Source organism: Paraeggerthella sp. (assembly GCF_048427265.1).
GTDB classification, from domain to species: domain Bacteria; phylum Actinomycetota; class Coriobacteriia; order Coriobacteriales; family Eggerthellaceae; genus Paraeggerthella; species Paraeggerthella hominis.
In genome coordinates, this window is sequence record NZ_DBFOSR010000039.1 from 12303 (window position 1) to 35803 (window position 23501).

The window sequence follows — 23501 nt, forward strand, 5'->3', positions numbered from 1 at the left end:
CGATGATCCTTGCGATAGGGCCTGCGGCGGATACCACTCCCGTAGAGGACGATTGTCGCCCGAAACGTACGTTTTCCGCCTGAATTCCGTACGTTTCGGGCGACAATGCAGGCGCTACCGGACAATCGATGCAACAGGAAGGAACGATCGGCGGCGAAACGGCGGCTACACGTCGTCCAACTCCTCGGCGAGGCGGCGTTCTTCCTTGTTCAATTCGTCGATATGCTCGTTCAGCGTATTGAGCGTTCGCTGCGAGGAAACCACCTGCACGATGCCCCACACCGCCGCAGCGCCTGAAATAGCGGCAACGATGCCGAATAGGCCGAACGGACGCCTGCCCGTTATGAACGCCACGATGCCGCCCACGGCTGCCATAGCCATACCGTTACGGCGTTCGTCAAGAACCACGTCGCGCTGCTTGACCAGCTGAATGCGCGCGGCAGCGATTCCCGCCATGCGCGCTTCCTCCTGGCTTCCCGTCGCGTAAACGCGATCCGACCCGTCTTGCGCGCCTCGGCGCGCTGACGTGCGCGACCCTTTGCCCTTGGTCAGGTACTCGTATGATTCTTGGAGGTTCTTGAATTGCTCGGTGGCCCGCTCTTGAAGCTTTTTGTTGCTGGCGAACCGATCAGGGTGCAGAATCTGCGCCGTTTCCTTGTAGGCGGTCTTGATGTCCTCAGGCGTCGCGTCCTCGTCAAGACCCAAGATGCGCAGTGCTTCCGTTCGGTTCATAGCTCCCCATGTGCGGTTTTCGAATGCAGCCTTCCACGAAGGCTTGGCGATGGTCGTACGAAAGAAGATTTTACCACGCTCGAGGCTTTTTCAGGGAGCGCGGCGGCGCTCTCACAGAATGGACGAATGAAAAAACGGCCTTGCGGCCGTTGAATACATGGTGGAGCATAAGGGGATCGAACCCTTGACCTCAGGCTTGCAAAGCCCGCGCTCTCCCAGCTGAGCTAATGCCCCATGTTTTGAACCTATAAGGTTCCGAACATTAATAAACGCTCCACCGGCTAACTCGGCTCACGGTGGAGCGTTTATCGCAAAAAATGGTGGGCCCGAATGGATTTGAACCAGCGACCTCACGCTTATCAGGCGTGCGCTCTAACCAACTGAGCTACGGGCCCCAAAAAAGTGCCTGGCTAGTATAACCCACTTTTGAACGATTGGTCAAGCATCGATTTTCTTAAAATTGAAAATTTTTTATCATGCCTGTTCAAAGGTGTAATATAGGCTTTTCGGACGCTGTTCGAGCGCGAAACGAGGCAGGTCCTGCAATCCGATGAAAGCGGTACCGTTATAATCGAAGAAAGAATCGCATCGAAAGCCATCCCGTGCTTCGATGCCGAGGCGAACCTTGCGAAAAGGAGCATCGATGGTACCCGTCAACGTCCAAACCCTGATAGTTTCCGCCGCTCCCACACCCTCGATCATCGTTTTGCAACCGATCGAGGAAGCCCCCCAGCAAGGCAAGTACCGCATCGTCCCTATCTGGGTCGGCGTGAACGAAGCAACCCAGATGGGCGTCGCGCTTGAGAGGGCGCGTTTCTCGCGCCCTATGACGCACGATCTGTTCTTGGACGCGCTGACGAACCTTGACGCCTGCGTCGATCACGTGGTCATCAACGACGTGAAGGGCTCGACGTTCTTCGCGCGGCTCGCCCTGCGCCAACATGACCGGCTGATAGACCTTGATGCCCGCCCGAGCGACGCGCTGGCCCTGGCGGTGCGCCAGAAGGCTCCTATCTACATCGAGGAGGACGTGCTGGAACGCGCATCGTTTCCCTACGTGCTCAAGAACCCGTCGGGCGGCGTGCCCGAACACGAGCTTGAGGAGTTCCGCCAGTTCCTTGAAGGGATTGCTCCCGAGGACTTCGAGGCTTAGCGCAAGGGCACGCTCGAACAACCGACGGCGTCCGGGACGATAAGCCAACAAGTGTGAAAGAAGGGGTCGAACCTGTTTCCGGTTCGACCCCTTCTTCAATGTTCAAGCCGTTGAACGGCTCGTTTTCTCAGCGGGAAGCGCGTCCGTGCTAGTCCTCAGCAGGTGCTTCCTCGGGGGCAGTCGCCGCGTCAGGCGCCTGCGCGTCAGTCGACTCGTCTTCCATGTCATCGATCTGCGACTCGTCCAGCTCGTCGGCGGAACCCGGCTTCGTGGACTTCTTCTTGCCGCGGCTCGAAATCGCCACTGCGGTCACGCGGTCCTTGTCGGCCACCTTCATGACGCACACGCCCTGCGTGGAGCGGCCCAGCTCGGAAATACCCGAAACCGGGGTGCGCACGACCACGCCCTCTTCGGACATGATCATGATCTCGTCGTCCGATCCGACTATCTTCATAGCCGCGAGCAGACCCTTCTTTTCGGTCATCGTAATGGTGAACACGCCCTGGCCGCCGCGGTGATGCTCAGGGTACTCGGCGATAGGCGTGCGCTTGCCGTAGCCCTTCTCGGTGATGACGAACAGGTCGGTGTCGGGCTGCGCGATCTCCATGCCCAGCACCTTCGCGATAGGCGGCACGTTCATGCCGCGCACGCCCATGGTGTCGCGACCCATGGCGCGCACCTCGCCCTCGTCCCACATGATGGCCTTGCCGGCCGAGGAGACCATGAGCACGCGCTCGCCTTGCGCAACGCGGCGCACGCTGATCAACTCGTCGTTGTCCTTGAGGTTGATGGCGATAAGCCCGTCGCGGCGCGTACGGTCGTACAGTTCCATCGACGTCTTCTTCACCATGCCGTGGGCCGTGGCGAACATCAGGTACTCGTTTTCCGGGAAGTCCTTCGTGGCGATGACGGCGCTGATCGTCTCGCCGCGCTCAAGCGGCAGCAGGTTCACGATAGCCGTGCCGCGCGCGTGACGCGACGCCTCGGGCAGCTCGTAGACCTTCAGGCGGTACACCTTACCCTTCGTGGAGAAGAACAGCATGTACGAGTGCGTGGAGGCGATGAACAGGTGCTCCACGTAATCGTTGTCCTTGAGGTTCACGCCCTGCATGCCCTTGCCGCCGCGCTTCTGCTGGCGGTACGTGGCAACCGGAAGGCGCTTCACGTAACCGGACTTCGTAACCGTGACCACCATGTTCTCCTCGGCGATCAGGTCCTCGACGTCCAGATCCTTCGCCGCGTCGGACAGGAGGGTCTTGCGGGGGGTACCGTACTTCTTCTTGACCTCCAGCAGCTCCTCCTTGATGATCTCACGCACGAGAGCCGGATCGCTCAGAACGCGCTTGTAGTACGCGATGCGCTCAAGCAGTTCGTTCAACTCGCTTTCGATCTTCTCGCGCTCCAAGCCGGTCAGACGACGCAGGCGCATCTCCAAGATGGCATCGGTCTGCTTCTTCGACAACCCGAAGCGCTCGGTCAAGCGCTCGCCGGCCTCTTTGTCGGTTTGGGACGAACGGATGATGCTGATAACCTCGTCGATGTTATCGAGCGCGACAATCAAGCCTTCCAGGATATGAGCGCGTTCCTCGGCTTTCGACAGCTCGTAGCGCGTACGGCGCACGATGACGTCTTCCTGGTGGGCGATGTAGTAGTGTAGCATCTCCTTGAGAGAGAGAACGCGCGGCACGCCGTCCACCAACGACAGCATGATCACGCCGAAGCCCACCTGCAGCTGGGTGTGCTTGTACAGCTTGTTGAGTACCACCTGCGGGATGGCGTCCTTCTTCAGATCGATGATGATGTCGATGCCGTGACGATCGGCGCCGTCGTGGATGTTGCTGATCTCGGGAAGCTTCTTCTCGCGAACCAGCTCGCCCAGCTTCTCCAGCAAACGCTGGCGGTTCACCTGGTAGGGAATCTCGGACACCACGATGGAGCTGCGGCCGTTCTTGCCCTCCTGCACCGAGCACTTGGCGCGCACGGTCAGCGAGCCGCGGCCCGTTTCATAGGCATCCAGGATGCCCTTCTTGCCCATGATGATGCCGCCGGTGGGGAAGTCCGGGCCGGGAAGCGCCTTCATCAGCTCGGCGGTTTCGATCTCCGGGTTGTCCAGCATAAGGCACGTCGCGTCGATCGTCTCGCCCAGGTTGTGCGGCGGGATGTTGGTGGCCATGCCGACGGCGATACCCGACGAGCCGTTGACCAGCAGGTTCGGAAAGCGAGCCGGAAGCACCGTGGGCTCTTCCAAGCTTTCGTCGTAGTTCGGCTGGAAGTCAACCGTCTCTTTGTCCAGGTCGCGCAAGAGCTCCATGGCGGCCTTGTCCAAGCGGGCCTCGGTGTAACGCATGGCGGCGGCGGAGTCGCCGTCGATGGAGCCGAAGTTGCCGTGCCCGTCGATCAGCGGGACGCGCAGCGAGAACGGCTGAGCCAGGCGCACCATGGTGTCGTACACCGCGGAGTCACCGTGCGGGTGGTACTTGCCGATAACGTCGCCGACCGTACGGGCCGACTTCATGTGCGGGCGGCTGGGCGTGTAGCCGCTTTCGTTCATGGCGTACAGGATGCGGCGGTGAACCGGCTTCAAGCCGTCGCGCACGTCGGGCAGGGCGCGCGACACGATAACGCTCATGGAGTACTCCAAGAACGAGGTCTGCATCTCTTTACCCAGGTAGGCGCTGCGAACGATGGTACCCTCGCCGCCGTTGGCGCCCTCGACGATGGATCCGTGGGGGTTGCCCATGGACGACGTGTCGATCAGCGCGCGAGCTTTGTCTTCCTCGGACACGCCGGCACCTGCGACGGGCGTTGCATGCGCCTCCGCGGCTTCCGTTTCCTCGTCGGCGCTCTCCTCGGCATCGGCGTCGGCCTCGGCGCGGGCGATCAACTCGTTCAGCTTGTCGTCACGTTCGCCGGAGCTGTCGATGGGGTCGAATTCTTCAGTATTGTCTGCCACTTGCCTTCTCCTTAGATGTCCAGGAATCGGACGTCACGGGCGTGCTTCTGGATAAACTCCTTGCGAGGCTCAACCAAATCGCCCATCAGCTCGGACACAACGCGCTCGGCTTCGGCGGCGTCGTCGATGTTCACCTGCAGCAACGTGCGCGTGGCCGGCTCCATGGTGGTCTCCCACAGCTGTTCGGGATCCATTTCGCCCAAACCTTTGTAGCGCTGCACGTCGAACTTGTTCGGGTCGTCGTACTCGGCCAGCGTTGCGGACAGGGCGGACTCATCGTAGATGTAGCGCTCGATCTTCGGGTTGCGCGAGTTCTTCTTCTTGAGGCCGAAGATGGGAGGCTGCGCGATGTAGATGTAGCCGCGGTTGATCAGCTCCGGCATATAGCGATAGAAGAACGTCAGCAGCAGGCAGCGGATGTGCGCGCCGTCGACGTCGGCGTCGGTCATGATGATGATGCGGTGGTAGCGCGCCTGATCAGCGTCGAAGTCGTCGCCGATATTCGTGCCGATCGCCGTGATCAGCGAGCTGATGGTGTCGCTCGAAAGCGAACGGTGCAGGCCCGCGCGCTCCACGTTGAGGATCTTACCGCGCAAGGGCAGGATGGCCTGCGTCTTGCGGTCGCGGGCCTGCTTGGCAGAGCCGCCTGCGGAATCGCCCTCTACAATGAAGATTTCGGACTCGGCCGGGGTCTTCGACGAGCAGTCGGCCAGCTTGCCGGGAAGCGCGAACGAATCCAGCACGCCCTTGCGACGCGTCATCTCGCGCGCTTTGCGCGCGGCTTCGCGGGCCTTGAGGGCCTGGGTGGCCTTGCCGATGATGCGCTTGGCGGGGGTGGGATTCTCTTCCAGGTACTCGGCCAAGCCCTGCGTGACCGCGTTCTGCACGAGCGGGCGGATCTCGGTGTTGCCGAGCTTCGTCTTCGTCTGCCCCTCGAACTGCGGATCGTGCAACTTCACCGAGATGACGGCGGCGCAGCCTTCGCGCGTATCGTCGCCGGACAGGTTGGAATCCTTCTCCTTGAGGATGCCTTTGTTGCGCGCGTACTCGTTGATCGTGCGCGTGACGGCCTGCTTGAAGCCGTCGAGGTGCGTGCCGCCCTCGTGCGTGTTGATATTGTTCGCGAACGCCATGACCGAGTTCGTGGAATACGAAGTGGACCACTGCATTGCCACTTCCACCGTGCCGTCGGCGTTTTCAGCCTCGAAGTAGATGGGCTTGTTCAGCGTTTCCTTGCCCTCGTTCAAGAACTTCACGAAGTCGACGATGCCGCCGGCGAACTGGAACACGTCCGTGCGGGGGTTGCCGTCGGCGTCGGTTACGCGCTCGTCGTGCAGCACGATCTTCAAGCCCTTGTTGAGGAAGGCCATTTCGCGGAAGCGGCTTGCCAGGGTGTCGTAATCGTACGCCGTGGTCTCGGTGAAGATCTCGGAATCGGGCCAGAACGTCACCGTAGTGCCGGTGTGCTTAGCCGGACCCGTTTCGTGAAGCTTTGTAGCCGTCTTGCCGTGATCGAAATCGATCTCGTACGCTTTTCCGTCGCGGCGCACGCACACGGCCACGCGGCTGGAAAGCGCGTTCACAACGGACACGCCTACGCCGTGCAGGCCGCCGGACACCTTATAGCCCTCGCCGCCGAACTTGCCGCCGGCATGCAAGATGGTGAGAACCACCTCGACCGTAGGGATTTTCTCCTTCGGGTGCTTATCCACCGGAATACCGCGACCGTTATCGTCGACCGTGATCGAGTTGTCTTCGTGAATCGTCACTTCGATCTGGTCGCAGTAACCGGCCAAGGCTTCGTCCACGGCATTGTCGACAACCTCGTACACCAAATGGTGAAGGCCACGAGGACCTGTCGAGCCGATATACATGCCCGGACGCTTGCGGACCGCCTCCAGGCCCTCGAGGACCTGAATGTCAGAACCGTCGTAATGGTCAGGTTTCTTTGCCACTGACATGCTCCTTTTGTAGTGCGATGCGTGAGTGAGGCGCGTCGGCGCCAACCTATAAAGTTTACCACAGGTATTCGTGGTACGAATAAAATACATCACGTTTGAAGGCTTTGAGAAGCCTTGTAAGACACGATCTTAGAACTGAACGTCGTTTTTAACGTCTTTCGATGTTTTGCGTTGCAAATCAGCAATCATGGCTTTTTCGAGCGCACGACGAACAGCGGCGTTGTCCACCGTGGCAACAAGCTCCTCCACCGCCGCGGTCTCCTCGGGCGCCAAAGAGCGGCGCGCAGCAGGACGTACGGGCGCGCCGGAAGCTCCGACACCGGGCTCGTCGGCGGAATCAGGCCGAAAAGGATGCCTCGATTTCATATCGAAGCGCGATGGCTTGATGCAGAACGCCTCCACGTGCTCGCCTTGCTCGTTGAGCTTCATTTTGAGAAATTCCTGCCGCGCGTCAAGGTCGGATCGAATCATGCTGTCATCCGAATACACTACCAACACGGTGCCGCCATCCGTCACCCTCGCCGCCGCGCCCGCGTCGTCCACATCATCCGCCCGCATGACGTACACCGCGTTGATATGGTCGAGAACCATAGGCGCCGCATCTTTGTAAACGGCTTCGACGGCTTTTCGCCACATGACCTTCACCGCTGCCGCGCGACGAGCGCGGGCTCCGGAATCGTCCCCTGCGCCGAACGAAGCCATCAATTCTTTCAAACCGCTTCCCAGCGTTTTCACGACCGATCGCCTCGATCCCCCAAGCGGACCACCCGAGCGCGTGCAAGCAGATCCTCGTCGAAATACGATAAATTCGTCGTGGTTATGAACGTCTGAATGTCCCCGGCCACAAACGACACGAGCGCTCGACGTCGAGCGGAATCAAGCTCGCTCATCACGTCGTCAAGCAACAGCACGGGCTTCTGCCCCAGAATATCCTGGATAAGCGACGCTTCGGCAAGCTTGAATGCCAGAACCACCGAGCGCTGCTGCCCTTGACTCCCGAACACGCCCGCGTTGCTTCCATCTATGAAGAACTCGATTTTGTCCGCATGGGGCCCTACGAGCGCGCGGCGGCGCGCACGTTCATCAGGAAGCCGCTTCTGCAGCGCGCACGACAGCGAGGCGCGCGCCTCGTCGCGACCGAACGAGTACAAGCGCGACACGCTTGGATCGTGATCTTCCCACGACGGCACATAGCACGCCGTCAAGGACTCCCGACCTTCGGTAATCTCGGAATAGTAAGAACTCATCGAGCTTGCCAGCTTCTCGAACAACGCGCTGCGGTAGCACGCCAGCTGCGCGCCGCAGGTGACGATCATCTCGTTCATGCTCTCGATGAGCAGCGAAGACGAATCTTCCTTGAGAAGATGATTCTTATGGCGAAGCACTTTTTCGTAGTCGCGTCGAATCAAGTAGTGATTTGCGGAAAGCTGAGAGCCCAGCGAATCGAGAGCGGCACGGCGGACGGACATGGAACCCTTCGATAACTCCAAATCGTCGGGCGTGAACGCCACCGAAGGAACAAGGCCCTTCAAATCTGCCGTGCGCTTAGGCTTCCCGTTCAACAGATGCTTCTTTTTCCCCTCGGCCAGCTGGACGCCCAGAGTCAATTGGCGGCTTCCGTCGGTGACATCCGCCTGCAACCGACCGAACGAAGAACCGGCGCGCACCAGCTGAGGCACCGTGGGATTCCTAAACGACGATTGAGCCGTTAGAAGCTGCACCCCTTCGATAACGTTCGTCTTGCCTGCAGCGTTCGGCCCGACGAGCACCGTCAAAGGGCCGATGTCGCTCAAGTCGAACGCTTCATAGCTCCGAAAATCGCAAAACGAGATATGAGATATGCGAAGATCCACCGCGGACGCTTCTCCCGCTTTACGAAATGCGAACTGGCATGACCAAGTAGAGGTAGTTCTCCCCTTCGTCAGCCTTGAAGATACCGGGCTTGAGCGCGGACTGGACTTCCAGGTACACCTTATCGGTCGCGACCGACGACAAGCCGTCCAAAACGTACGCGTAGTTGAACGCGATCTCGACGTCTTCCCCCTCGCCTTCGCACGGAAGGGTTTCCTGAGCAGTACCCACGTCCTGAGCCACGGCCGATAGCTGGGCGGTTTGAGACGCTATGTTGATATCGAACTTAACCGGAGAGCTCGTCTGCCCCAGAAGAGACGTACGCTTCACGCCGGCCACCAGATGACCGACTTCCATGCTCACGCGCGTGACGTACGAATCAGGGAGCAGTTGGCGGTAGTTGGGGAAGTTTCCCTCGATGCGGCGGTTGATGAACACGGTGTCGTGGTAGGTCACGACGATCTGGTTCTCGGCCAACGCAAGCTTGAGCGGATCGTCGGTACGCTGCATGGACGCAATCTCCTGCAAGAACGAACCCGAGATAACCGCTTGGAAATCCTCTGCCGCCGAATCGGGAAGGTCAGCTTCCGTGATAGCCAGACGATACGAATCGGTGGCGACCATCTTGAGCAGCGTCCCTTCCAGCGTGATGAGCACGCCGGTCAGGATCGCGCGACTTTCATCCTTCGACACCACGCGGGCCACACGCTTGACCATCGAGGCAAATTGCGAGAACGGAATAGAAATTTCCTGCTGCACGTCAACATGCGGGAAACCGGGGAAATCCTCGGCATCAAGCGTTTTGATCGAGAACGACGACGTGTCGCAGGTGATGACTGCTGAATCGTTTTCAGCATGAACATGCACGGCGGCGTCGGGAAGGTTCTTCACGATTTCGGAGAACAGCTTGCCGGGGAACACGGCTTTGCCTTCTTCCTCTACCAAAGCCGGCACGGCATACTGGATGGAAAGCTCAAGATCGGTTGCCTGAAGCGTGAGCGTGTCGCCGCGCGCATCCAGGTAAATGCCCGACAGAATAGGTAGCGTCGAGCGCGTAGCGATACCCTTCAAAACGACGGACAGGGCATTCTGCAGTTCCGTTTGGTTGATGCTGAATTTCAAGCCGCTCCCTTTCTCTTGCTCTCTATGGTTCCGGTTCAGTATCGCACAATCAATCCGTTTTCACGTTTGCCACCATGATAAAAGCTCTGCCGCGCACGGCAAGCGCACGTGAAGAAAAGGACTCGGAACACGGATCTGCTCATGTATCAAAAGTATGCTTGCAGGAAGTACGGCAGCGTTGCGTGAACATTCAAAAAGAATGGACGTTTGGAATTGAAGAGATGCGATCAAAGGGATGTCCTACACACATGGCCGAAACGTGCATGTTTCACGTGAAACATGCACTGAGCGAGCGTACGGGTATAAGTTCTTCGTGACGCTCGCAAAGAATCATGATCTTGGGGTTTTGGGTTTTAAAGGGTCTTCCCTAAATATATATAAGGTTTTAATAGTTGTAATAATAAGGGCAGTGGAAAAGTGGATAACTATTAAAATACCAGATCAGAAGCTGAAAATAATACCTTTCTAGATGTTTAGATCCAGTACCCTCCATCAACATGAATTATTGCTTATATTATCTTTCCAGAGGGTTTCGGGGGTTTTCTTCAACTTGTCAGTCATATTTCAGTCATCTTTCCTCCGAACGTTCGTGCGCCCGCCGAATCGACCGGGCGCACGAACAAGGCTATATTTCCCTGATAATTTGCCGGAGCGTTTCAAGCTCTTCGCGAAGCTCCCGGTTCTCCTTCATTTTCGCCTCGATGTTCGAGACCGAATACATGACGGTCGAATGGTCGCGGTTGAACTTCTTTCCGATGTCGCTGTACGGTATATCGACCATTTCGCGGCATAGGTACGTGGCGATCTGTCGTGCGTAGGTAATGTTGCGCGTTCTTTTTTTCCCTACGAGATCGGCGTGGCTCACCTTGTAAAACGTTTCGACTTCCCTTTGGATATCGGCAATGGTCAGGCGTTTCGACGGGCCTCCTGAGAAATGGTTCTCAAGCAGCGCGCGCGCATCGTCGAGCTTCAGGTTCGGTTGGTTGAAAAACGTCATCTGATAGATAACCTTCGTGACGGCGCTTTTCAATTCTCGGATGTTCGAGCTCGAGCTTTCCGCTATGTACATCTGAATGTCTTCGGGAATATTGAAATCTTGAGATCCCTCCGCATCCCGGTATTCCTGAACGAAGCTTTTCACGATGCCCAGTTTCGTCTCGATCTCGGGAGGCTGGATGTCGAACGTCCCGCCCGAATTGAATCGGCTTTTGTAACGCTCGTCGATGTCGATGTTCTTGGGAGCGCGGTCTGCGGAGAGCACGACTTGCTTTCCCTGGCTGGTCAGCTTGTTGAAGATCTGGAACACGATGTCGAGCGTCTGCTTCTTTCCTTGCAGATACTGAACGTCGTCGATCAGCAGTACATCGGCTTCTTCGTAGCGCGTTTTGAAGTTCTTGTAGCTGGATTTCTGCTTGTCGTGCGCCGCGCTTGCTTCGGTGTATTCCGATAAGAACTCGGCCGAGTCCACGTAAATGGTGGACAGCTGGGGGATGTTTTCGCTGATGTAATTTTGGATCGCGCGCATGAGGTGCGTTTTCCCCAACCCTGATTTTCCGTAGATGAACAGGGGATTTAAGTGCGCTTTACCCGGCATTTCCGCAACGGCGACTGCCATGGAGTACGCCATGCGGTTGGAATCGCCTATGACGAAGTTCTCGAACGTGAGCGTGGACGTCGGACCGTCTTGTCCGGTCTCCGCGTTCTCGCCGTCTTCGCTGGCGCTTTCCTCTATTTTAGGGGCGATGTCTTCCCCGAGCGGTTCTTCCGGGCGCAACGTCGGTGCGGGCTCCACTGCGGCCGCAGGCGTCGGCATCGGTGCAGCGGGTCGTTCCTGGCGCGGCGCGCTGCTCGCCGCAGGCGTCGGCATCTCGTCAGCGGCGGTGATGTCCACTTCTATGATGACGGTGAACGAAACATGGAACAGGTCCTCGAGCGCTTGCTTGATGAACCCGGCGTAATGGCGTTCGATCCACGTTTTGATGAAGTCGTTATCGGCCGTCAGCATGAGAAAACCCTCGCTCATCGCCTGGGGATGCAGGCGGGAGAAGAAGGCGCTGATCTGCGACGGGTCTATGTTATTGTAGCTTTTGACCTGGTCGCATACTTCTTGCCAGGTTTCTTCGAGTTTTTGGCTGTTCATACGCTGCTTCCTTGGTGGGTTCGCCCCCGCCCGGGGAGCGACGATGGCGTGCTCCCAATGGCCGTCCGCTTCGTGTTCGATTGTATATAAAACGATAGGGTCAGGCAAAGGGTTACAGGGAAATGGCTACCTGGTATCCCAGATCCGTCAGAATGCGCTTCTGCCCCGCGGTTTTCTCTATCAGTCCGGCTTGCTCGAGCTTCGTCAGCGTTACGTACGTGCTCGATTGGGGAACGCCGGTGATGCGCACCAGGTCGGTTACGCCGAGCGCCCCTTCGTTCAGGAATATAGGAAGGAAATCTCGCTCGCGTTGGGACAGGGGCGGCACCAGCGGCGTGACGGAATGCTGCGGATAACCCGCTTGAGGCATGGACGGCATCGCCGCCGTGGGGTACCCGTAGGCGGGCGCTTGCATCGGATATCCTGTCGTACCGTACGGTTGTGCTTGCTGAACAGGGTAAACGGTTCCCGGCATAGCGCTCATCGGGGCCATGTGCTGGATGGGCTGCATAGGTTGAATAGGCTGTGCCGGCACCGTGTAGCCCTGTGCTTGGGGTTGGTACGCCTGCTGTTGGTAGAGGTTTTCCTGATAAGGCTGCACGGCTTGCGCGCCCTGAGCCTGGGGCTGCCTTGCGGGTCCTTCCGCCACGGCGTCAAACAGCTCCTGCACTGCCGACTCGCTCGGCTGCAGGCTGATGGTGACGACGGATCCGGTTCCCAGGTTGTCCTCTATGGTTATGGTTCCGTGGGAGAAGTCCAGGTATTCCTTCACGATGGGAAGCCCCGACCCTACGCCGCGGATGTACTGCTTCATAGACTCGACCGCCGAGGAGAACCCCGGAAGCTGCGCCTTGTCTTTCTGAAATATCCCCGGCCCCTGGTCGGCGAAGCGAATCGTGTTTCCACCGTCCAGGATGGACACGGTCACCTCGGCGAATTGGGCGTGGATGAAGTTTTCCGACACCTCCCGGATCACCGTGTACGGGATAGTTCCTCCGCTGAGCTTCGCTTGTTCGTAAATGCTCGATGCGAGGTTTTCAATGTAATCCGCCGTCGGTGCGGGGTTGATCTCGGTGACGCGCGGCGCGCTCTTGAGATCGTCGTACAAAGCTATGCGCGCGATCGAGTCGACATGTGCATAGTCGTACAACGCCGAGTTTTCATCGGGCGTTTTACCTTGGTGATCTGCTTTTTCAGTCTGGTTGTTCAATTCTGTTCCGTTTTTCAGATCCGATATTCAGCATTTTTCAATGACTTTCAACGGCATTGTATACGTTTTCAACTTTAGAATCTATCCACCTGGGATATTCAATGCGTTTCATTGCGGATATTCCCGTTTTCCAGAAAAGAAAATCGACTATCTACGCGGCCTTTTCAGCGTTTTCCACTTTTTATTCAAAAATTGTGGAAAACTTTGAAGAAAAGAAAGAACCGAGAAGAAACCCATAGTGAAAAACTCTTGGGAAATGTTGATAGAACCGTGGTCGGGCGCGATCGAAGGGCGTCTGTTTAACGCACCATCGGCCATAGCTGAACGGTTTTCCTGAAACAGTGGATTTGTATCATCTACGTCAAAGAACGCCCTCTTCAAAAGCTAGAGCTTTATAAAACACCAGTTCAGAAGCCTAATTATTCAGTTGAAAACAACTAATGCCTGATGAGGGGCTTGTAAAAATAAGCAAATTCATATCTTGACAAAACAGCGAAATTGGAGATTTCCACAATGATGCTCGAATGAAATAAGAGTTTTCAACATTTTCCACAATTTGGTTTCTCGCTTTTGGGGATAAGTCTGTTTAGCGGGCCCCTTTTCACGCTTTCGGAAGCGATTCAACGCTGTTTTCAGCATGAGCATGGCGTTTGACATCGACGAGGGAAACGGGCGTTCTTGTTGGCAGTATGTTGAAACGCGTATTCGGGGGTCTTTTCGACCGAGTCGACGAGTGGTGAGCGTGCAGCGGGTAGGCAGTGCGACCCAGCGCGAAGACTTGAAACGGAGTTGGTTTGTTCTTGTGAGTTTCGCTTGACTACGCCGTAACCTGCGCTATACTTTCGAGGTTGCTCTAAAACCATGAAAGGGAATCAATATGAAGCGCACGTATCAACCTAACACTCGTAAGCGGGCTAAGTGCCACGGTTTCCGTGCTCGTATGTCGACGAAGGGCGGCCGCAAGGTGCTGGCTGCTCGCCGCGCAAAGGGCCGCAAGCGTCTCTGCGTGTAAAGAGAGCGAGATTGGAGACGATAAAGTCCCGCGAGGACATCTCCGATCTGTTCTCTTGCGGCAAGCGTTTGCATACGCCGTACCTTACGCTCATAGTGTTACCCACGAAGCAGCACGGCCTCAATGGTCGTGTTGCTTTTGTTGCGGGTAAAAAGCTAGGGAACGCCGTCTGGCGCAATAGCGCAAAGCGGCGTATGCGCGCAGTCTGTCATGAGCTCGGAGGGCCTTGGAAGGGCTTCGATGTGATATTTCTCGCGAAGTCGGGTATTTGCAGGGGTTCTTATAGTAAAGTGCTAGCAGCATGCGACGAGACGTTGGAACGCGCGGGGATCCGATAAGGTCGATCGATATGAAGGCTTTTGTAAAGCGCTTGCCGTGTACCATTGCGGTGATGCTGATCACCTTCTATAGGGCCGCTATATCGCCCCTGTTTCCTTCTTGCTGTCGTTTTACGCCGACATGTTCCGAGTACGGACTCATAGCGTTTCAACGCTACGGGTTTTGGAAAGGCTTGAAGCTCACGTTCAAACGTGTGCTGCGCTGCCGTCCGGGAGGTCCGCACGGCTACGATCCAGTACCGTAGGATTGTAGAAGCGGCCTTCTTTGGTATAGAGGAAGGAACAACATACAATGTGGGACGTAATCAAGGACTGGGTGTTCAACATCATCCATTTCTTCTACGATTTTTGCGGCGACTGGGGACTCGCCATCATCGTCGTTACGGTGATCTTCCGTGTGCTCATCTCTCCCTTGATGCACAAGCAGACGAAGTCTTCTTATCAGATGCAGAAGGTTCAGCCTCTGATGCAGGAAATCCAGCGCAAGTACGCTGATGATCCTCAGCGTCAGCAGGAGGAGATGCAGAAGCTGTACGCCGAGGCGAAGTTCAACCCGCTGGCCGGCTGTTTGCCGATGCTGCTTCAGATGCCTATTTTCATCGCGCTGTTCCAGGTGTTGAGCGAGATGGGTTCCCGTACGCAAGGCACCACGTATGAGTTCTACAACCTGGTTCCCAGCTTGGTTATGCGTCCTTCCGAGGCGTTTTCCATGGGATTTGGAACGTTTGTTCCTTATCTGATCCTTATGGTTGTGTTCGCCGCCGCCACGTTCTTGCCCATGATTCTCATGCAGATGGGCAACAAGGACAACCCGCAGCGCAAGCAGACCATGATCATGGCGGCCGTCATGAGCGTTTTCATGCTGTGGATCAGCTGGGGCTCTCCTGCCGGCGTGCTCTTGTTCTGGGGCGCTTCGTCGCTCATCGGCATTGCTCAGCAGCAGATCTCCATGCGCATCATGAAGAGGCGCGACGCTGAAGCTGCCGAAACTATCGAGGTTAAACCTATCGAGGTTGACGTTACCCGTAAGGTGAAGAAGCCGCGCCCGACCAAGAAGGACACCGTCAAGAAAAGGTAGCTCGGCGGTGTTTCACGTGAAACACCCCAGCTTTTCTGTTTCGATAAAAGGAGTCTGTTATGGCTGAAGAGTTGGTTGAAAACGTTGAGGAGTGCATCGATCCCTCTGAGATTGATTCCACCGAGTTGACCGATGAGGAGCTTGATCGCATTGCTGATACTGCGATCGGTGCCCTGCAGGATATCCTCAAGTATTTCGACGTTGGAGAAGTCACTATCGATGAGTACGAGGGTGACGAAGGCGAGCTGATTCTTGATATTACCGGTGACGATCTGGCCGTGCTTATCGGTCGCCACGGTAAGACGCTTGATGCCCTGCAGTTCTTGGTATCGGCGATCACGGTGCGGACGATCGGCTTCCGTTATCCGGTTATCGTAGACGTCGAGGGCTATAAGGGGCGTCAGCGAGAGAAGCTTGAGTCGATTGCTCGTTCTTCAGCGAATCGCGCTGCAAGTCAGCACCGCAGCGTCAAGCTTCGTCCGATGACTCCTTACGAACGCCGAATCGTTCACATTACTCTTCGTGACGACAAGCGCGTTGAGACTGCTTCTGAAGGCGAGGGAAGCGCGCGCCACGTGGTGATTCTTCCTCGATAACGGCACGTTCCTTGTTTTGATCGAAAGCCCGTATCTTCGGATGCGGGCTTTTTCATGTTTGAAAGTTTCACGTGAAACATTCCTTTATACTACAGAGGACATCTTATGAAGGAGCATGCATGCACGAAGATCTACTGAAGCGACACCTCGAGCTTGTTATAGAGGCAAATAAAACAACGAATATCACTCGAATTTCAACATGGGACGAAGGTATGCTCCTGCATGTGCAGGACTCTCTCATAGGTCTGCCGGAGTTGAATGATGCTCCCGAGGGTTGGTATGTGGATATAGGATCGGGTGCGGGATATCCGGGAATACCGTTGGCAATAGAAAGCGGGAGAAAGACGCTCCTCGCCGATTCAGTAGGCAAGAAAACCACTATACTTGACGGTATTATTGCTCAACTTGGCCTTAGCTCGGTAGAAACCTACACGGGGCGAATAGAGGACCTCGCACGAGAGCATCCAGGTGAATTCGCTGTAGTCACTGCTCGTGCATTGTCTCGAGTTTCCGTGCTTATGGAATTCGCTTCGCCTCTTCTGCAAAAAGGCGGCCGCTTAATCTGTTATAAAGCCCGTATGGAAGATGATGAGCTAGAGCACGCGCTATCGTTGCAGGAAACGCTAGGTATGACTCTCGTGTCTGATCGAACGCTTGAATTGGAAGATCGGTGTCGTAGGATCATGTGCTTCGAGAAAACGGCGAAGCCAAAGATCAAGCTTCCCCGTAAAACAAGTTTTGCCCAAAAACGTCCTCTCTAAGGGTGTTTCACGTGAAACACTGGCAGAGTAGAGCGGTTGTGGGAATGCTCCGTTTCAAGGGGAGCGCTTTATATAAGATGCAAACAAGGTATACTGTCGTTGCGGTTAAGAAAGGGGGTCCCTGTGGGACTATTCGATAGTCTTAAACGAGACAAAAAGCCAGCCGAGACTGTCAAGCGTGACGAAACCATACTTGTTGAGGATGATTTGTCGATCGATCATATAGAAGTGGTTGAGCGAGAGGTTCCCGCTAAAGTGGAGGAACCTGCTCCGCCGAAGCCTATCAAATCGTTCAAGGATAAGGCTCCGGTGAAGCATGTGGTTGGTCAAACCAAGGTTATGGCCATTATCAACCAAAAAGGCGGCGTCGGTAAATCTACGACGGCGATCAACCTTTCAGCTGCTCTAGGAGAGCTTGGCAAGCAGGTTTTGCTCGTTGATTTAGACCCTCAAGGGAATTCCTCAAGCGGCTTGGGCATTGAGAAGAGCCAGGTGTCCAACTGTATTTACGATGTCCTGCTCAATGATGTGCCTATCGAGAACGTGATCATTCCCGATGTATGCGACGGTCTTGACGTCATTCCAGCTACCATCAACCTTGCTGGCGCTGAAGTCGAGCTTGTCTCCGAGATGGCACGAGAGAACCGTTTGAAAGACTCCGTTGGAAGTCTGCGCGGCAAGTACGACTACGTTTTCATAGATTGTCCGCCTTCCCTTGGGCTTCTTACCGTGAACGCATTAGTAGCTGCGGACAAGCTGCTTATTCCTATCCAGTGTGAGTTCTATGCACTGGAAGGTGTGACAAAACTTCTTGATTCAATGAAACGTGTCAAAACTCGCCTTAATCCTACTTTGGACATCTTCGGCGTGCTTTTGACTATGTACGATGGGCGTACCACGCTCTCGCGGCAGGTGGTAAGCGAGGTGCGCGGTTATTTTGGAAAAACTGTCTTTACGACATTGATCCCTCGTACCGTTAAGTTGTCCGAGGCACCAAGCTTCGGGCAGCCTATTACGCAGTACGACCCGTCGGGAAAAGGTGCTCAGTCGTATGTGGAGCTTGCAAAGGAAGTGATTCAGCGTGGCTAAGTCGGCGAAAAGTGGTTTGGGACGAGGTCTGAACTCGCTGCTGGGAGGTGCTTTCGAAGAAGCGGCTCCTATCGAGTCCGCCCCGAAGCGGGTGTTGGTGGAAAACGAGCAAGAGGAAGCCCCCCGTCCTCCTCGCTCGGCACCGAGTGAACCGGCGCGTCCTCTTGACGATGCAAGCGTCAGAATCACCTCTTTTCCTGCTGAAGGCGAATCTATCGTCGAAGAAGGAAGCCAAGTAACCATCAAAAGCGTGGTGCAACGTAATACGGACGAAGTTGCTATCGAGTCCATTAGCCCGAACCCCGATCAGCCTCGTACGAATTTCAAGCGCGAGGAATTGGAGGAGCTTGCTGCTTCCATTGAAAAAGACGGGTTGTTGCAGCCTATCCTGGTAAGGCCGCTCGGCCAGCAAACGTATCAAATCATAGCCGGAGAGCGCCGTTGGCAAGCGTGCAAGCTTGCTGGCTTGAAGAAGGTTCCCATTCGTATCAAGGAAGCTGACGATGATCGTTCTTTAGAGCTTGCACTTGTTGAGAACATCCAGCGCTCCGATTTGAACCCTATCGAGGAAGCGTACGGGTATCGTCGCTTGATGGAGCGCTGCAACTTTACTCAGTCTGAAGTTGCGCAAGCTATGTCGAAGGGTCGCTCGACCGTTGCGAACGCGTTGAGGTTGCTTGAACTTCCTGAAGAAGCGCAGCAGCTTTTGTTCGAGGAGAAGATTACGGCAGGCCATGCTCGTGCGATTCTATCCATTCCGACCAAGGAAGGCCGTCAAAAGCTCACCGATAAGATTATTGCGGATAAGTTGACGGTGCGGGAAGCTGAAGCAATCGCGCGTTTGATGTCGGGTAAGAAGAGCGAATCCGCTCAGCCGAAGGCTCCGCTGCCTAAAACTTACAAAACCGTCGCTCGTGCTTTGAAAGATGCTCTGCATACGAATGTAAGGGTTAAGTCGGTCAAAGGGAAGAATAAGATAGAAATCGAATTCAAAGACGAAGAGGATCTTGAAAGATTGTTCGAGGAGCTGCTTTCTAAGCCCTCATAATGATTTAGACGAGTCTGTACTCAAGAAACACCAATATATGACGTCAGAAGGGCTTAGAAGAGCTCTTCTGACGTCATAGTACTTTAAATAGGTTGTCTATCCCTGGTTTTTGCGATACGTGTTTTTTAACTGTCCGCACGCTCCGTCGATATCGGAGCCGCGAGAATCACGCAAGGTAACTTCGGTGCCGTGCTTCTGAATTTCACGGAGCCAGGTTTCAATGGTTTCCTGATCGCTCGGTTGAAAAACGGAATCGGGAACGGCGTTGATGGGAATCAGGTTGACATGGCAGTGAAGACCGGAGCAGAACTCTTTCAGTTTGGAAAGCTCTGCATTCGAATCGTTCACGCCTTCTATCATGATGTATTCCAACGTCACGCGACGGTTGGTTTTCTCGACGTACGACTGTAGCGCCTGCTTGAGGTTTTTAAGCTTGAAGCGATCGACTTTCGGCATAAGCAAATCGCGGGTGCCTTGTGCGGCGGAGTGAAGCGATACCGCAAGCGTGAACTGCTCGGGTTCCGTAGCGAACTTCTCTATACCGGGAAGTATGCCGCAGGTTGAAATGCTAATGTGGCGCGCGCCAATTCCGACTGCCTTCGGGTCGTTGAGTATGCGCAGCGCGGCAAGCGTATTGTCGTAGTTAAGGAACGGTTCGCCCTGTCCCATGCCCACAGCGTTCGTGACCCGCGTTCCCGTGTCCTTCTGGATCAAGAGTATTTGGTCCACCATTTCACCCGGAAGGAGGTTCCTGGTGAACCCTTCCCTTCCCGTTGCGCAAAAGGCACATGCCATGCCGCACCCAGCTTGTGTCGAGAAGCATACTGTCAAACGATCTCCGCTTCTTGAGGGTATGGCAACCGTTTCGACGCACACGCCGTCTTCGCACGATATAAGGTATTTTCTGGTGCCGTCGCTCGATATTTGACGGTCAACTACCGAAGGAGCATCTATCGAGAACTTTTCAGCAAGAGATGATCTGAACGCTGCAGGGAGATTCGACATTTCGTCAAACGACTGCACGTTGTGTGTGTAGAGCCATTCGTAGAGTTGCTTCGCACGGAATGCCGGTTGTCCCAGGTCTTTCACAATCCGAGTAAGACCGTCGAGTGTATAAGCTTTAATTGAAGTATTCATGCCGGTCATTATACATGTTTCACGTGAAACATTGCTCCTCTCGCACCATGGTTTTCGCTCGGTGTTGCTCGTTTTGCTATACTGCTGACGTTCGTATCCATAGGGTGAAAGAAGGACGCATGTCTGAATGCTTCGATCCGCGCGAGTGTCGCGTGGCGTTGCTTGCCGGGGGAAAAAGCGGGGAGCGAGAGATATCGTTGGCTTCTGGAGAAGGGGCTTCCCAAGCTCTGAAAGAAGCGGGATTTAACGTGACCGTCCTTGATCCTGCTGAGAAAGAGGATTTGAAGCGTCTGATCGACGAACCTTTCGATGTTGCATTCCTATGCTTGCACGGAAAACTTGGCGAAGACGGCACGGTGCAGGGCTTCTTGGAAGTGATTGGGCTTCCTTATATTGGCTCAGGGGTGTGGTCAAGCTCCTTGGCCATGGATAAGGCGAAAGCGAAGTTGTACTATCAGCAGCACGATATTCCTACGCCTCCTTCCGTGACGGTTCGCGCAGGCGATTCCGTAGACGCTCGTCAGGTTATCGCTTTTCTTGGGGATCACTGCGTGGTGAAGCCTGGTACGGAAGGCAGCGCGCTCGGTGTGTTCATCGTCGAGGGAGAGCAAGCTATTCTGGATGCGGTGGAAAAGGCGCTCGAGATAGATGATGAGGTCCTTATCGAACGGTACGTCAAAGGCACCGAGCTGACTGTTGCGGTTATCGGAGGGGATGATCTACAGGCTCTTCCGATTATCGAAATCGTTCCGAAAAGCGACTTTTATGATTTTGAATCGAAGTACGCTCCCGGAGGGTCGCAGCATATCTGCCCTGCTCCGCTTTCTGACGAGACGACGAACATGGTGCAGAAGCTAGCTATCGAAGCACACAAGGCCCTTGGATGCGATGGTGTTTCGCGCTCCGATTTCATTTTGGAAGAAGACGGGTCGTGCTGGATTCTGGAAACCAATACGATTCCCGGTATGACCGGCACCTCGCTTTTGCCGGATGCTGGCAGGGCGGCGGGGATTTCCTTCCCTGACTTGTGCACGAAGTTGGTACAGTACGCGCTTCGCGCCTAAACTTTCAACGGTGGGGTAAAAAATAGGGCGAGGTCACGAACCTCGCCCTATTTTTTCTGCAAGCGTTTACAATATTCCGCAGGATTTCAATCCGAACAACGCTAAGGCGACGATTGCAAGAAGGAATATCCAGCTTACCGCATAGCACCCCTTGTTTCCCTTGCGCCCTTGCTCGATCAGCTTCTCGCTCATTTTGCGGCGGCTTTTCATAATGACGGTTCCAGGCTTTTTCTCAGGAAGCGGCACGGTGTCTTTCGGTTGCCATGATCCTTCGCTTTCGACAATCTGCTGCACTGCTTGATCGCCGAATGAGACATCGGGGCGAACCCCGTCCGCCAAGCGCGCCGAGATTCCCTGTATGAAGGAACTCATAGGCTGCTCAAGCTCATTCTCGTAGCAAACGAGTGCGACTTGTCCCCAGTAATGGCCTGGATCGGGCGCGTCGGTGAACGCTATGAAAGACAGGATCGCCTTGAGGTTCCACCCGCGAGCAACGAGGATGCTGAGCGTGCGAGAAGTCTCTTCGTCAAGATATCCGATAAGCCCGCCGAAACGGTTCTTCAGCCAGGCAACGTTCTTCTTGTCCCGAACGATGAACTCTAGTTCGAACACATCGCCAACCAGGTTGTCGGCGCCAAGCAGCGCCGCTGCATCCTTCTTGGATTTTGTCTCGAATCGAGCGTATGTTCCGAAATAGCGTTCCGCCTGCATCTTTTCTCCTCTACCATGGTATAGCTCAGGGTGTGTCGGGCGTGTAATCACCGTGTTTTAGGTTTGTGCGATCCTATGATAGATGATAGGCTGATAGCTATGGATAATCAAAGTATGCTCAAGCAGGATACCCTGCAAAGTTTCATAAGCGATGGAACACCCCAGCCCGTGTGCGACCGTTACGCATTGCTCCCTTCGTGGGCGGAATCCCTTGATTTCGGCGAACTTGACCGTAACGTGGTTGTGCTTGATACGGAAACGACGGGGTTCTCGTACAATCACGATGAACTGACCCAAATTGCCGCTGCTCGCTTCGAGCAGGGCGAGATAGTGGATTGGTTCATCACGTTCGTGAATCCGGGTAAGCCTATTCCGGAAGAAGTGGCTCGTCTGACCGATATCCACGATAGCGATGTTGCTGAATCCCCTTCCCCTGAAGAGGCGCTTGCTGCACTGGTGTCGTTCGTCGGCGATGCAAGCGTGGTTGCTCATAACGTTGATTTCGATCGCACGTTCACGACGCGTCATCCCAGCGGGTATCCGCTTCTGGAGAACACTTGGATCGACTCTCTTGATCTTGCTCGCATAGCTTTACCGCGCTTGAAGTCTCATCGGCTTTTAGATCTTGTGCGAGCTTTCGGCGCACCGCTTTCCACTCATCGCGCTGATGCGGACGTGGCGGCCACCTGCGCAATATATCGCATCCTTCTTGCTGGTGTTGCGGCTATGCCTCCTGCGCTTGTGAAGGAAATTGCTCGAATGGCAACCCCTGACCAGTGGTCTACGCAGGTTGTGTTCGATCGTATTGCCGATCTTCAATCGAGCTCAGCGTACAGCAAGGTCTTTTCCAGCCTTTGGAACGATGTTTCACGTGAAACATCACCGGGCTCAACGGCGGCATTCGACGATGTTTCACGTGAAACATCACCGCTTGATGCAAAGCATCACTTCTCCCTTCGTGCTTTGAGAAGGGATCGACTGGGTAAAAAAGAGCATGCTCCCAAGGTGGATGCAGACGATATAGCCTCCAACCCCCAACGAGAGCTTGTGTTTCCTTCGCAGGAAGCTATCGACCAAGCGTTTTCCGAACAGGGACTTGTTGGAGCTTTGTACGGCGATTTCGAGCCGCGCAAAGAGCAGCGCATTATGGCTGAAGCCGTGCGCGATGCGTTTGCCAGTTCAGAAAATCTTATTGTCGAAGCGGGTACGGGCGTTGGAAAGTCGATGGCTTATCTGGTGCCGGCTGCGCTTACGGCGCAGGCGAACAACATTGCGGTAGGCGTTGCGATGAAAACCAACGCACTGCTTGATCAGCTGGTGTACCATGAGCTTCCTGCGCTCGCCGAAGCGCTTCATACGGTGAATCCCGAGATGCCGCTGTTGACGTATGCTCCGCTGAAGGGGTTCTCTCATTACCCGTGCCTGCGGCGCATAGATCGCATTGTGTCTGATGGCCCTCAGATGAGGCTTGTGAATGGCAAGGAGCAAACTCAGGCTCCGGCGCTCGCGGCTCTTCTTTCTTATGTGGAGCAAACCTCGTACGAC

General features: G+C 55.4%; 21 protein-coding genes and 2 tRNA genes. 11 read left to right on the plus strand and 12 right to left on the minus strand.

What is annotated here, in order from left to right; genetic code table 11:
- Window positions 1-165 precede the first annotated feature (165 nt).
- From ACMNI9_RS04135 to ACMNI9_RS04145, 3 genes are all read right to left on the minus strand, one after another.
- The gene (locus tag ACMNI9_RS04135) at window positions 166-732 is read right to left on the minus strand and encodes a J domain-containing protein (protein ID WP_114566352.1); all 567 of its coding nucleotides are present in this window, start codon (window positions 730-732) and stop codon (window positions 166-168) included.
- Window positions 733-890: 158 nt separating this feature from the next.
- A tRNA-Ala gene (locus ACMNI9_RS04140) sits at window positions 891-966 on the minus strand.
- Between the two features lie 84 nt (window positions 967-1050).
- Window positions 1051-1127: transfer RNA gene (locus tag ACMNI9_RS04145), tRNA-Ile, on the minus strand.
- A 248-nt stretch (window positions 1128-1375) separates the two neighbouring features.
- On the opposite strand from ACMNI9_RS04145, the gene ACMNI9_RS04150 reads away from it, so the two are divergent.
- Complete coding sequence (locus tag ACMNI9_RS04150) at window positions 1376-1885, plus strand: bifunctional nuclease family protein (protein WP_114566354.1); 510 nt, start codon at window positions 1376-1378, stop codon at window positions 1883-1885.
- Between the two features lie 148 nt (window positions 1886-2033).
- On the opposite strand, the gene gyrA is transcribed toward ACMNI9_RS04150, so the two are convergent.
- The 7 genes from gyrA to ACMNI9_RS04185 form a co-directional block, all read right to left on the minus strand.
- Window positions 2034-4625 (minus strand): DNA gyrase subunit A, encoded by a 2592-nt coding sequence (gene gyrA / locus ACMNI9_RS04155; protein WP_418830987.1) that lies wholly within the window; start codon window positions 4623-4625, stop codon window positions 2034-2036.
- Between the two features lie 224 nt (window positions 4626-4849).
- Window positions 4850-6799 carry a DNA topoisomerase (ATP-hydrolyzing) subunit B gene (gene gyrB / locus ACMNI9_RS04160; RefSeq protein WP_418830970.1) on the minus strand — a complete coding sequence of 650 codons (1950 nt, stop codon included), beginning with the start codon at window positions 6797-6799 and terminating at the stop codon, window positions 4850-4852.
- 129 nt (window positions 6800-6928) lie between these two features.
- On the minus strand, window positions 6929-7534 hold the full coding sequence (locus ACMNI9_RS04165) for a phosphoadenosine phosphosulfate sulfotransferase (RefSeq protein WP_418830972.1): 606 nt from the start codon (window positions 7532-7534) through the stop codon (window positions 6929-6931).
- A complete protein-coding gene (gene recF, locus ACMNI9_RS04170) occupies window positions 7531-8652 on the minus strand; it encodes a DNA replication/repair protein RecF (RefSeq protein ID WP_418830974.1) in 1122 nt (373 codons plus the stop codon). The genes ACMNI9_RS04165 and recF overlap by 4 nt, the downstream gene beginning before the upstream one ends.
- A 19-nt stretch (window positions 8653-8671) precedes the next feature.
- On the minus strand, window positions 8672-9772 hold the full coding sequence (dnaN, locus tag ACMNI9_RS04175; protein WP_114566358.1) for a DNA polymerase III subunit beta: 1101 nt from the start codon (window positions 9770-9772) through the stop codon (window positions 8672-8674).
- Window positions 9773-10397: 625 nt separating this feature from the next.
- Window positions 10398-11912, minus strand: coding sequence for a chromosomal replication initiator protein DnaA (gene dnaA, locus ACMNI9_RS04180; RefSeq protein ID WP_418830976.1), 1515 nt, complete (start codon window positions 11910-11912; stop codon window positions 10398-10400).
- 112 nt (window positions 11913-12024) lie between these two features.
- Entirely contained in the window at window positions 12025-13122 is a 1098-nt protein-coding gene (locus tag ACMNI9_RS04185) for an ATP-binding protein (protein ID WP_418830978.1), read from the minus strand.
- Window positions 13123-13999: 877 nt separating this feature from the next.
- Here ACMNI9_RS04185 and rpmH point away from each other — a divergent pair.
- The 8 genes from rpmH (at window position 14000) to ACMNI9_RS04225 (ending at window position 19044) form a co-directional block, all read left to right on the plus strand.
- Entirely contained in the window at window positions 14000-14134 is a 135-nt protein-coding gene (gene rpmH / locus ACMNI9_RS04190; RefSeq protein ID WP_013981168.1) for a 50S ribosomal protein L34, read from the plus strand.
- A gap of 11 nt (window positions 14135-14145) precedes the next feature.
- Window positions 14146-14472, plus strand: coding sequence for a ribonuclease P protein component (gene rnpA, locus ACMNI9_RS04195; RefSeq protein ID WP_123191618.1), 327 nt, complete (start codon window positions 14146-14148; stop codon window positions 14470-14472).
- Between the two features lie 11 nt (window positions 14473-14483).
- On the plus strand, window positions 14484-14717 hold the full coding sequence (gene yidD / locus ACMNI9_RS04200) for a membrane protein insertion efficiency factor YidD (RefSeq protein WP_114566361.1): 234 nt from the start codon (window positions 14484-14486) through the stop codon (window positions 14715-14717).
- 47 nt (window positions 14718-14764) lie between these two features.
- Window positions 14765-15550: a YidC/Oxa1 family membrane protein insertase gene (locus ACMNI9_RS04205; protein WP_114566362.1), complete on the plus strand. Its 786-nt coding sequence runs from the start codon at window positions 14765-14767 to the stop codon at window positions 15548-15550.
- A gap of 59 nt (window positions 15551-15609) precedes the next feature.
- Window positions 15610-16146, plus strand: a complete 537-nt coding sequence (locus ACMNI9_RS04210; protein WP_114566363.1) for a protein jag — start codon at window positions 15610-15612, stop codon at window positions 16144-16146.
- 119 nt (window positions 16147-16265) lie between these two features.
- Window positions 16266-16907 (plus strand): 16S rRNA (guanine(527)-N(7))-methyltransferase RsmG, encoded by a 642-nt coding sequence (gene rsmG, locus ACMNI9_RS04215; protein WP_418830980.1) that lies wholly within the window; start codon window positions 16266-16268, stop codon window positions 16905-16907.
- A 123-nt stretch (window positions 16908-17030) separates the two neighbouring features.
- Window positions 17031-17996, plus strand: a complete 966-nt coding sequence (locus ACMNI9_RS04220; protein ID WP_321191394.1) for a ParA family protein — start codon at window positions 17031-17033, stop codon at window positions 17994-17996.
- Window positions 17989-19044 carry a ParB/RepB/Spo0J family partition protein gene (locus ACMNI9_RS04225; protein ID WP_418830982.1) on the plus strand — a complete coding sequence of 352 codons (1056 nt, stop codon included), beginning with the start codon at window positions 17989-17991 and terminating at the stop codon, window positions 19042-19044. The genes ACMNI9_RS04220 and ACMNI9_RS04225 overlap by 8 nt, the downstream gene beginning before the upstream one ends.
- A gap of 96 nt (window positions 19045-19140) precedes the next feature.
- On the opposite strand, the gene rlmN is transcribed toward ACMNI9_RS04225, so the two are convergent.
- A complete protein-coding gene (gene rlmN / locus ACMNI9_RS04230; protein ID WP_418830989.1) occupies window positions 19141-20181 on the minus strand; it encodes a 23S rRNA (adenine(2503)-C(2))-methyltransferase RlmN in 1041 nt (346 codons plus the stop codon).
- A gap of 119 nt (window positions 20182-20300) precedes the next feature.
- Between rlmN and ACMNI9_RS04235 the strand changes: the two genes are divergently transcribed.
- On the plus strand, window positions 20301-21245 hold the full coding sequence (locus ACMNI9_RS04235; RefSeq protein WP_418830984.1) for a D-alanine--D-alanine ligase family protein: 945 nt from the start codon (window positions 20301-20303) through the stop codon (window positions 21243-21245).
- A gap of 66 nt (window positions 21246-21311) precedes the next feature.
- Here the strand turns inward: ACMNI9_RS04235 and ACMNI9_RS04240 are convergent, their stop codons facing one another.
- Complete coding sequence (locus ACMNI9_RS04240; protein ID WP_231088181.1) at window positions 21312-22007, minus strand: hypothetical protein; 696 nt, start codon at window positions 22005-22007, stop codon at window positions 21312-21314.
- Window positions 22008-22055: 48 nt separating this feature from the next.
- On the opposite strand from ACMNI9_RS04240, the gene ACMNI9_RS04245 reads away from it, so the two are divergent.
- Window positions 22056-23501, plus strand: a 1446-nt coding sequence (locus tag ACMNI9_RS04245) for an exonuclease domain-containing protein (protein WP_418830986.1), incomplete at its 3' end; no start/stop codon positions are given.

Excerpts from the sequence above, each read along its gene's own strand:
- rpmH (WP_013981168.1), top strand. The coding sequence starts at position 14,000 with ATGAAGCGCACGTATCAACCTAACACTCGTAAGCGGGCTAAGTGCCAC.
- ACMNI9_RS04135 (WP_114566352.1), bottom strand. The coding sequence starts at position 732 with ATGAACCGAACGGAAGCACTGCGCATCTTGGGTCTTGACGAGGACGCG.
- yidD (WP_114566361.1), top strand. The coding sequence starts at position 14,484 with ATGAAGGCTTTTGTAAAGCGCTTGCCGTGTACCATTGCGGTGATGCTG.
- rlmN (WP_418830989.1), bottom strand. The coding sequence starts at position 20,181 with ATGAATACTTCAATTAAAGCTTATACACTCGACGGTCTTACTCGGATT.
- ACMNI9_RS04210 (WP_114566363.1), top strand. The coding sequence starts at position 15,610 with ATGGCTGAAGAGTTGGTTGAAAACGTTGAGGAGTGCATCGATCCCTCT.
- ACMNI9_RS04205 (WP_114566362.1), top strand. The coding sequence starts at position 14,765 with ATGTGGGACGTAATCAAGGACTGGGTGTTCAACATCATCCATTTCTTC.
- rsmG (WP_418830980.1), top strand. The coding sequence starts at position 16,266 with ATGCACGAAGATCTACTGAAGCGACACCTCGAGCTTGTTATAGAGGCA.
- gyrB (WP_418830970.1), bottom strand. The coding sequence starts at position 6,799 with ATGTCAGTGGCAAAGAAACCTGACCATTACGACGGTTCTGACATTCAG.
- ACMNI9_RS04150 (WP_114566354.1), top strand. The coding sequence starts at position 1,376 with ATGGTACCCGTCAACGTCCAAACCCTGATAGTTTCCGCCGCTCCCACA.
- dnaA (WP_418830976.1), bottom strand. The coding sequence starts at position 11,912 with ATGAACAGCCAAAAACTCGAAGAAACCTGGCAAGAAGTATGCGACCAG.
- gyrA (WP_418830987.1), bottom strand. The coding sequence starts at position 4,625 with ATGGGCAACCCCCACGGATCCATCGTCGAGGGCGCCAACGGCGGCGAG.
- ACMNI9_RS04235 (WP_418830984.1), top strand. The coding sequence starts at position 20,301 with ATGTCTGAATGCTTCGATCCGCGCGAGTGTCGCGTGGCGTTGCTTGCC.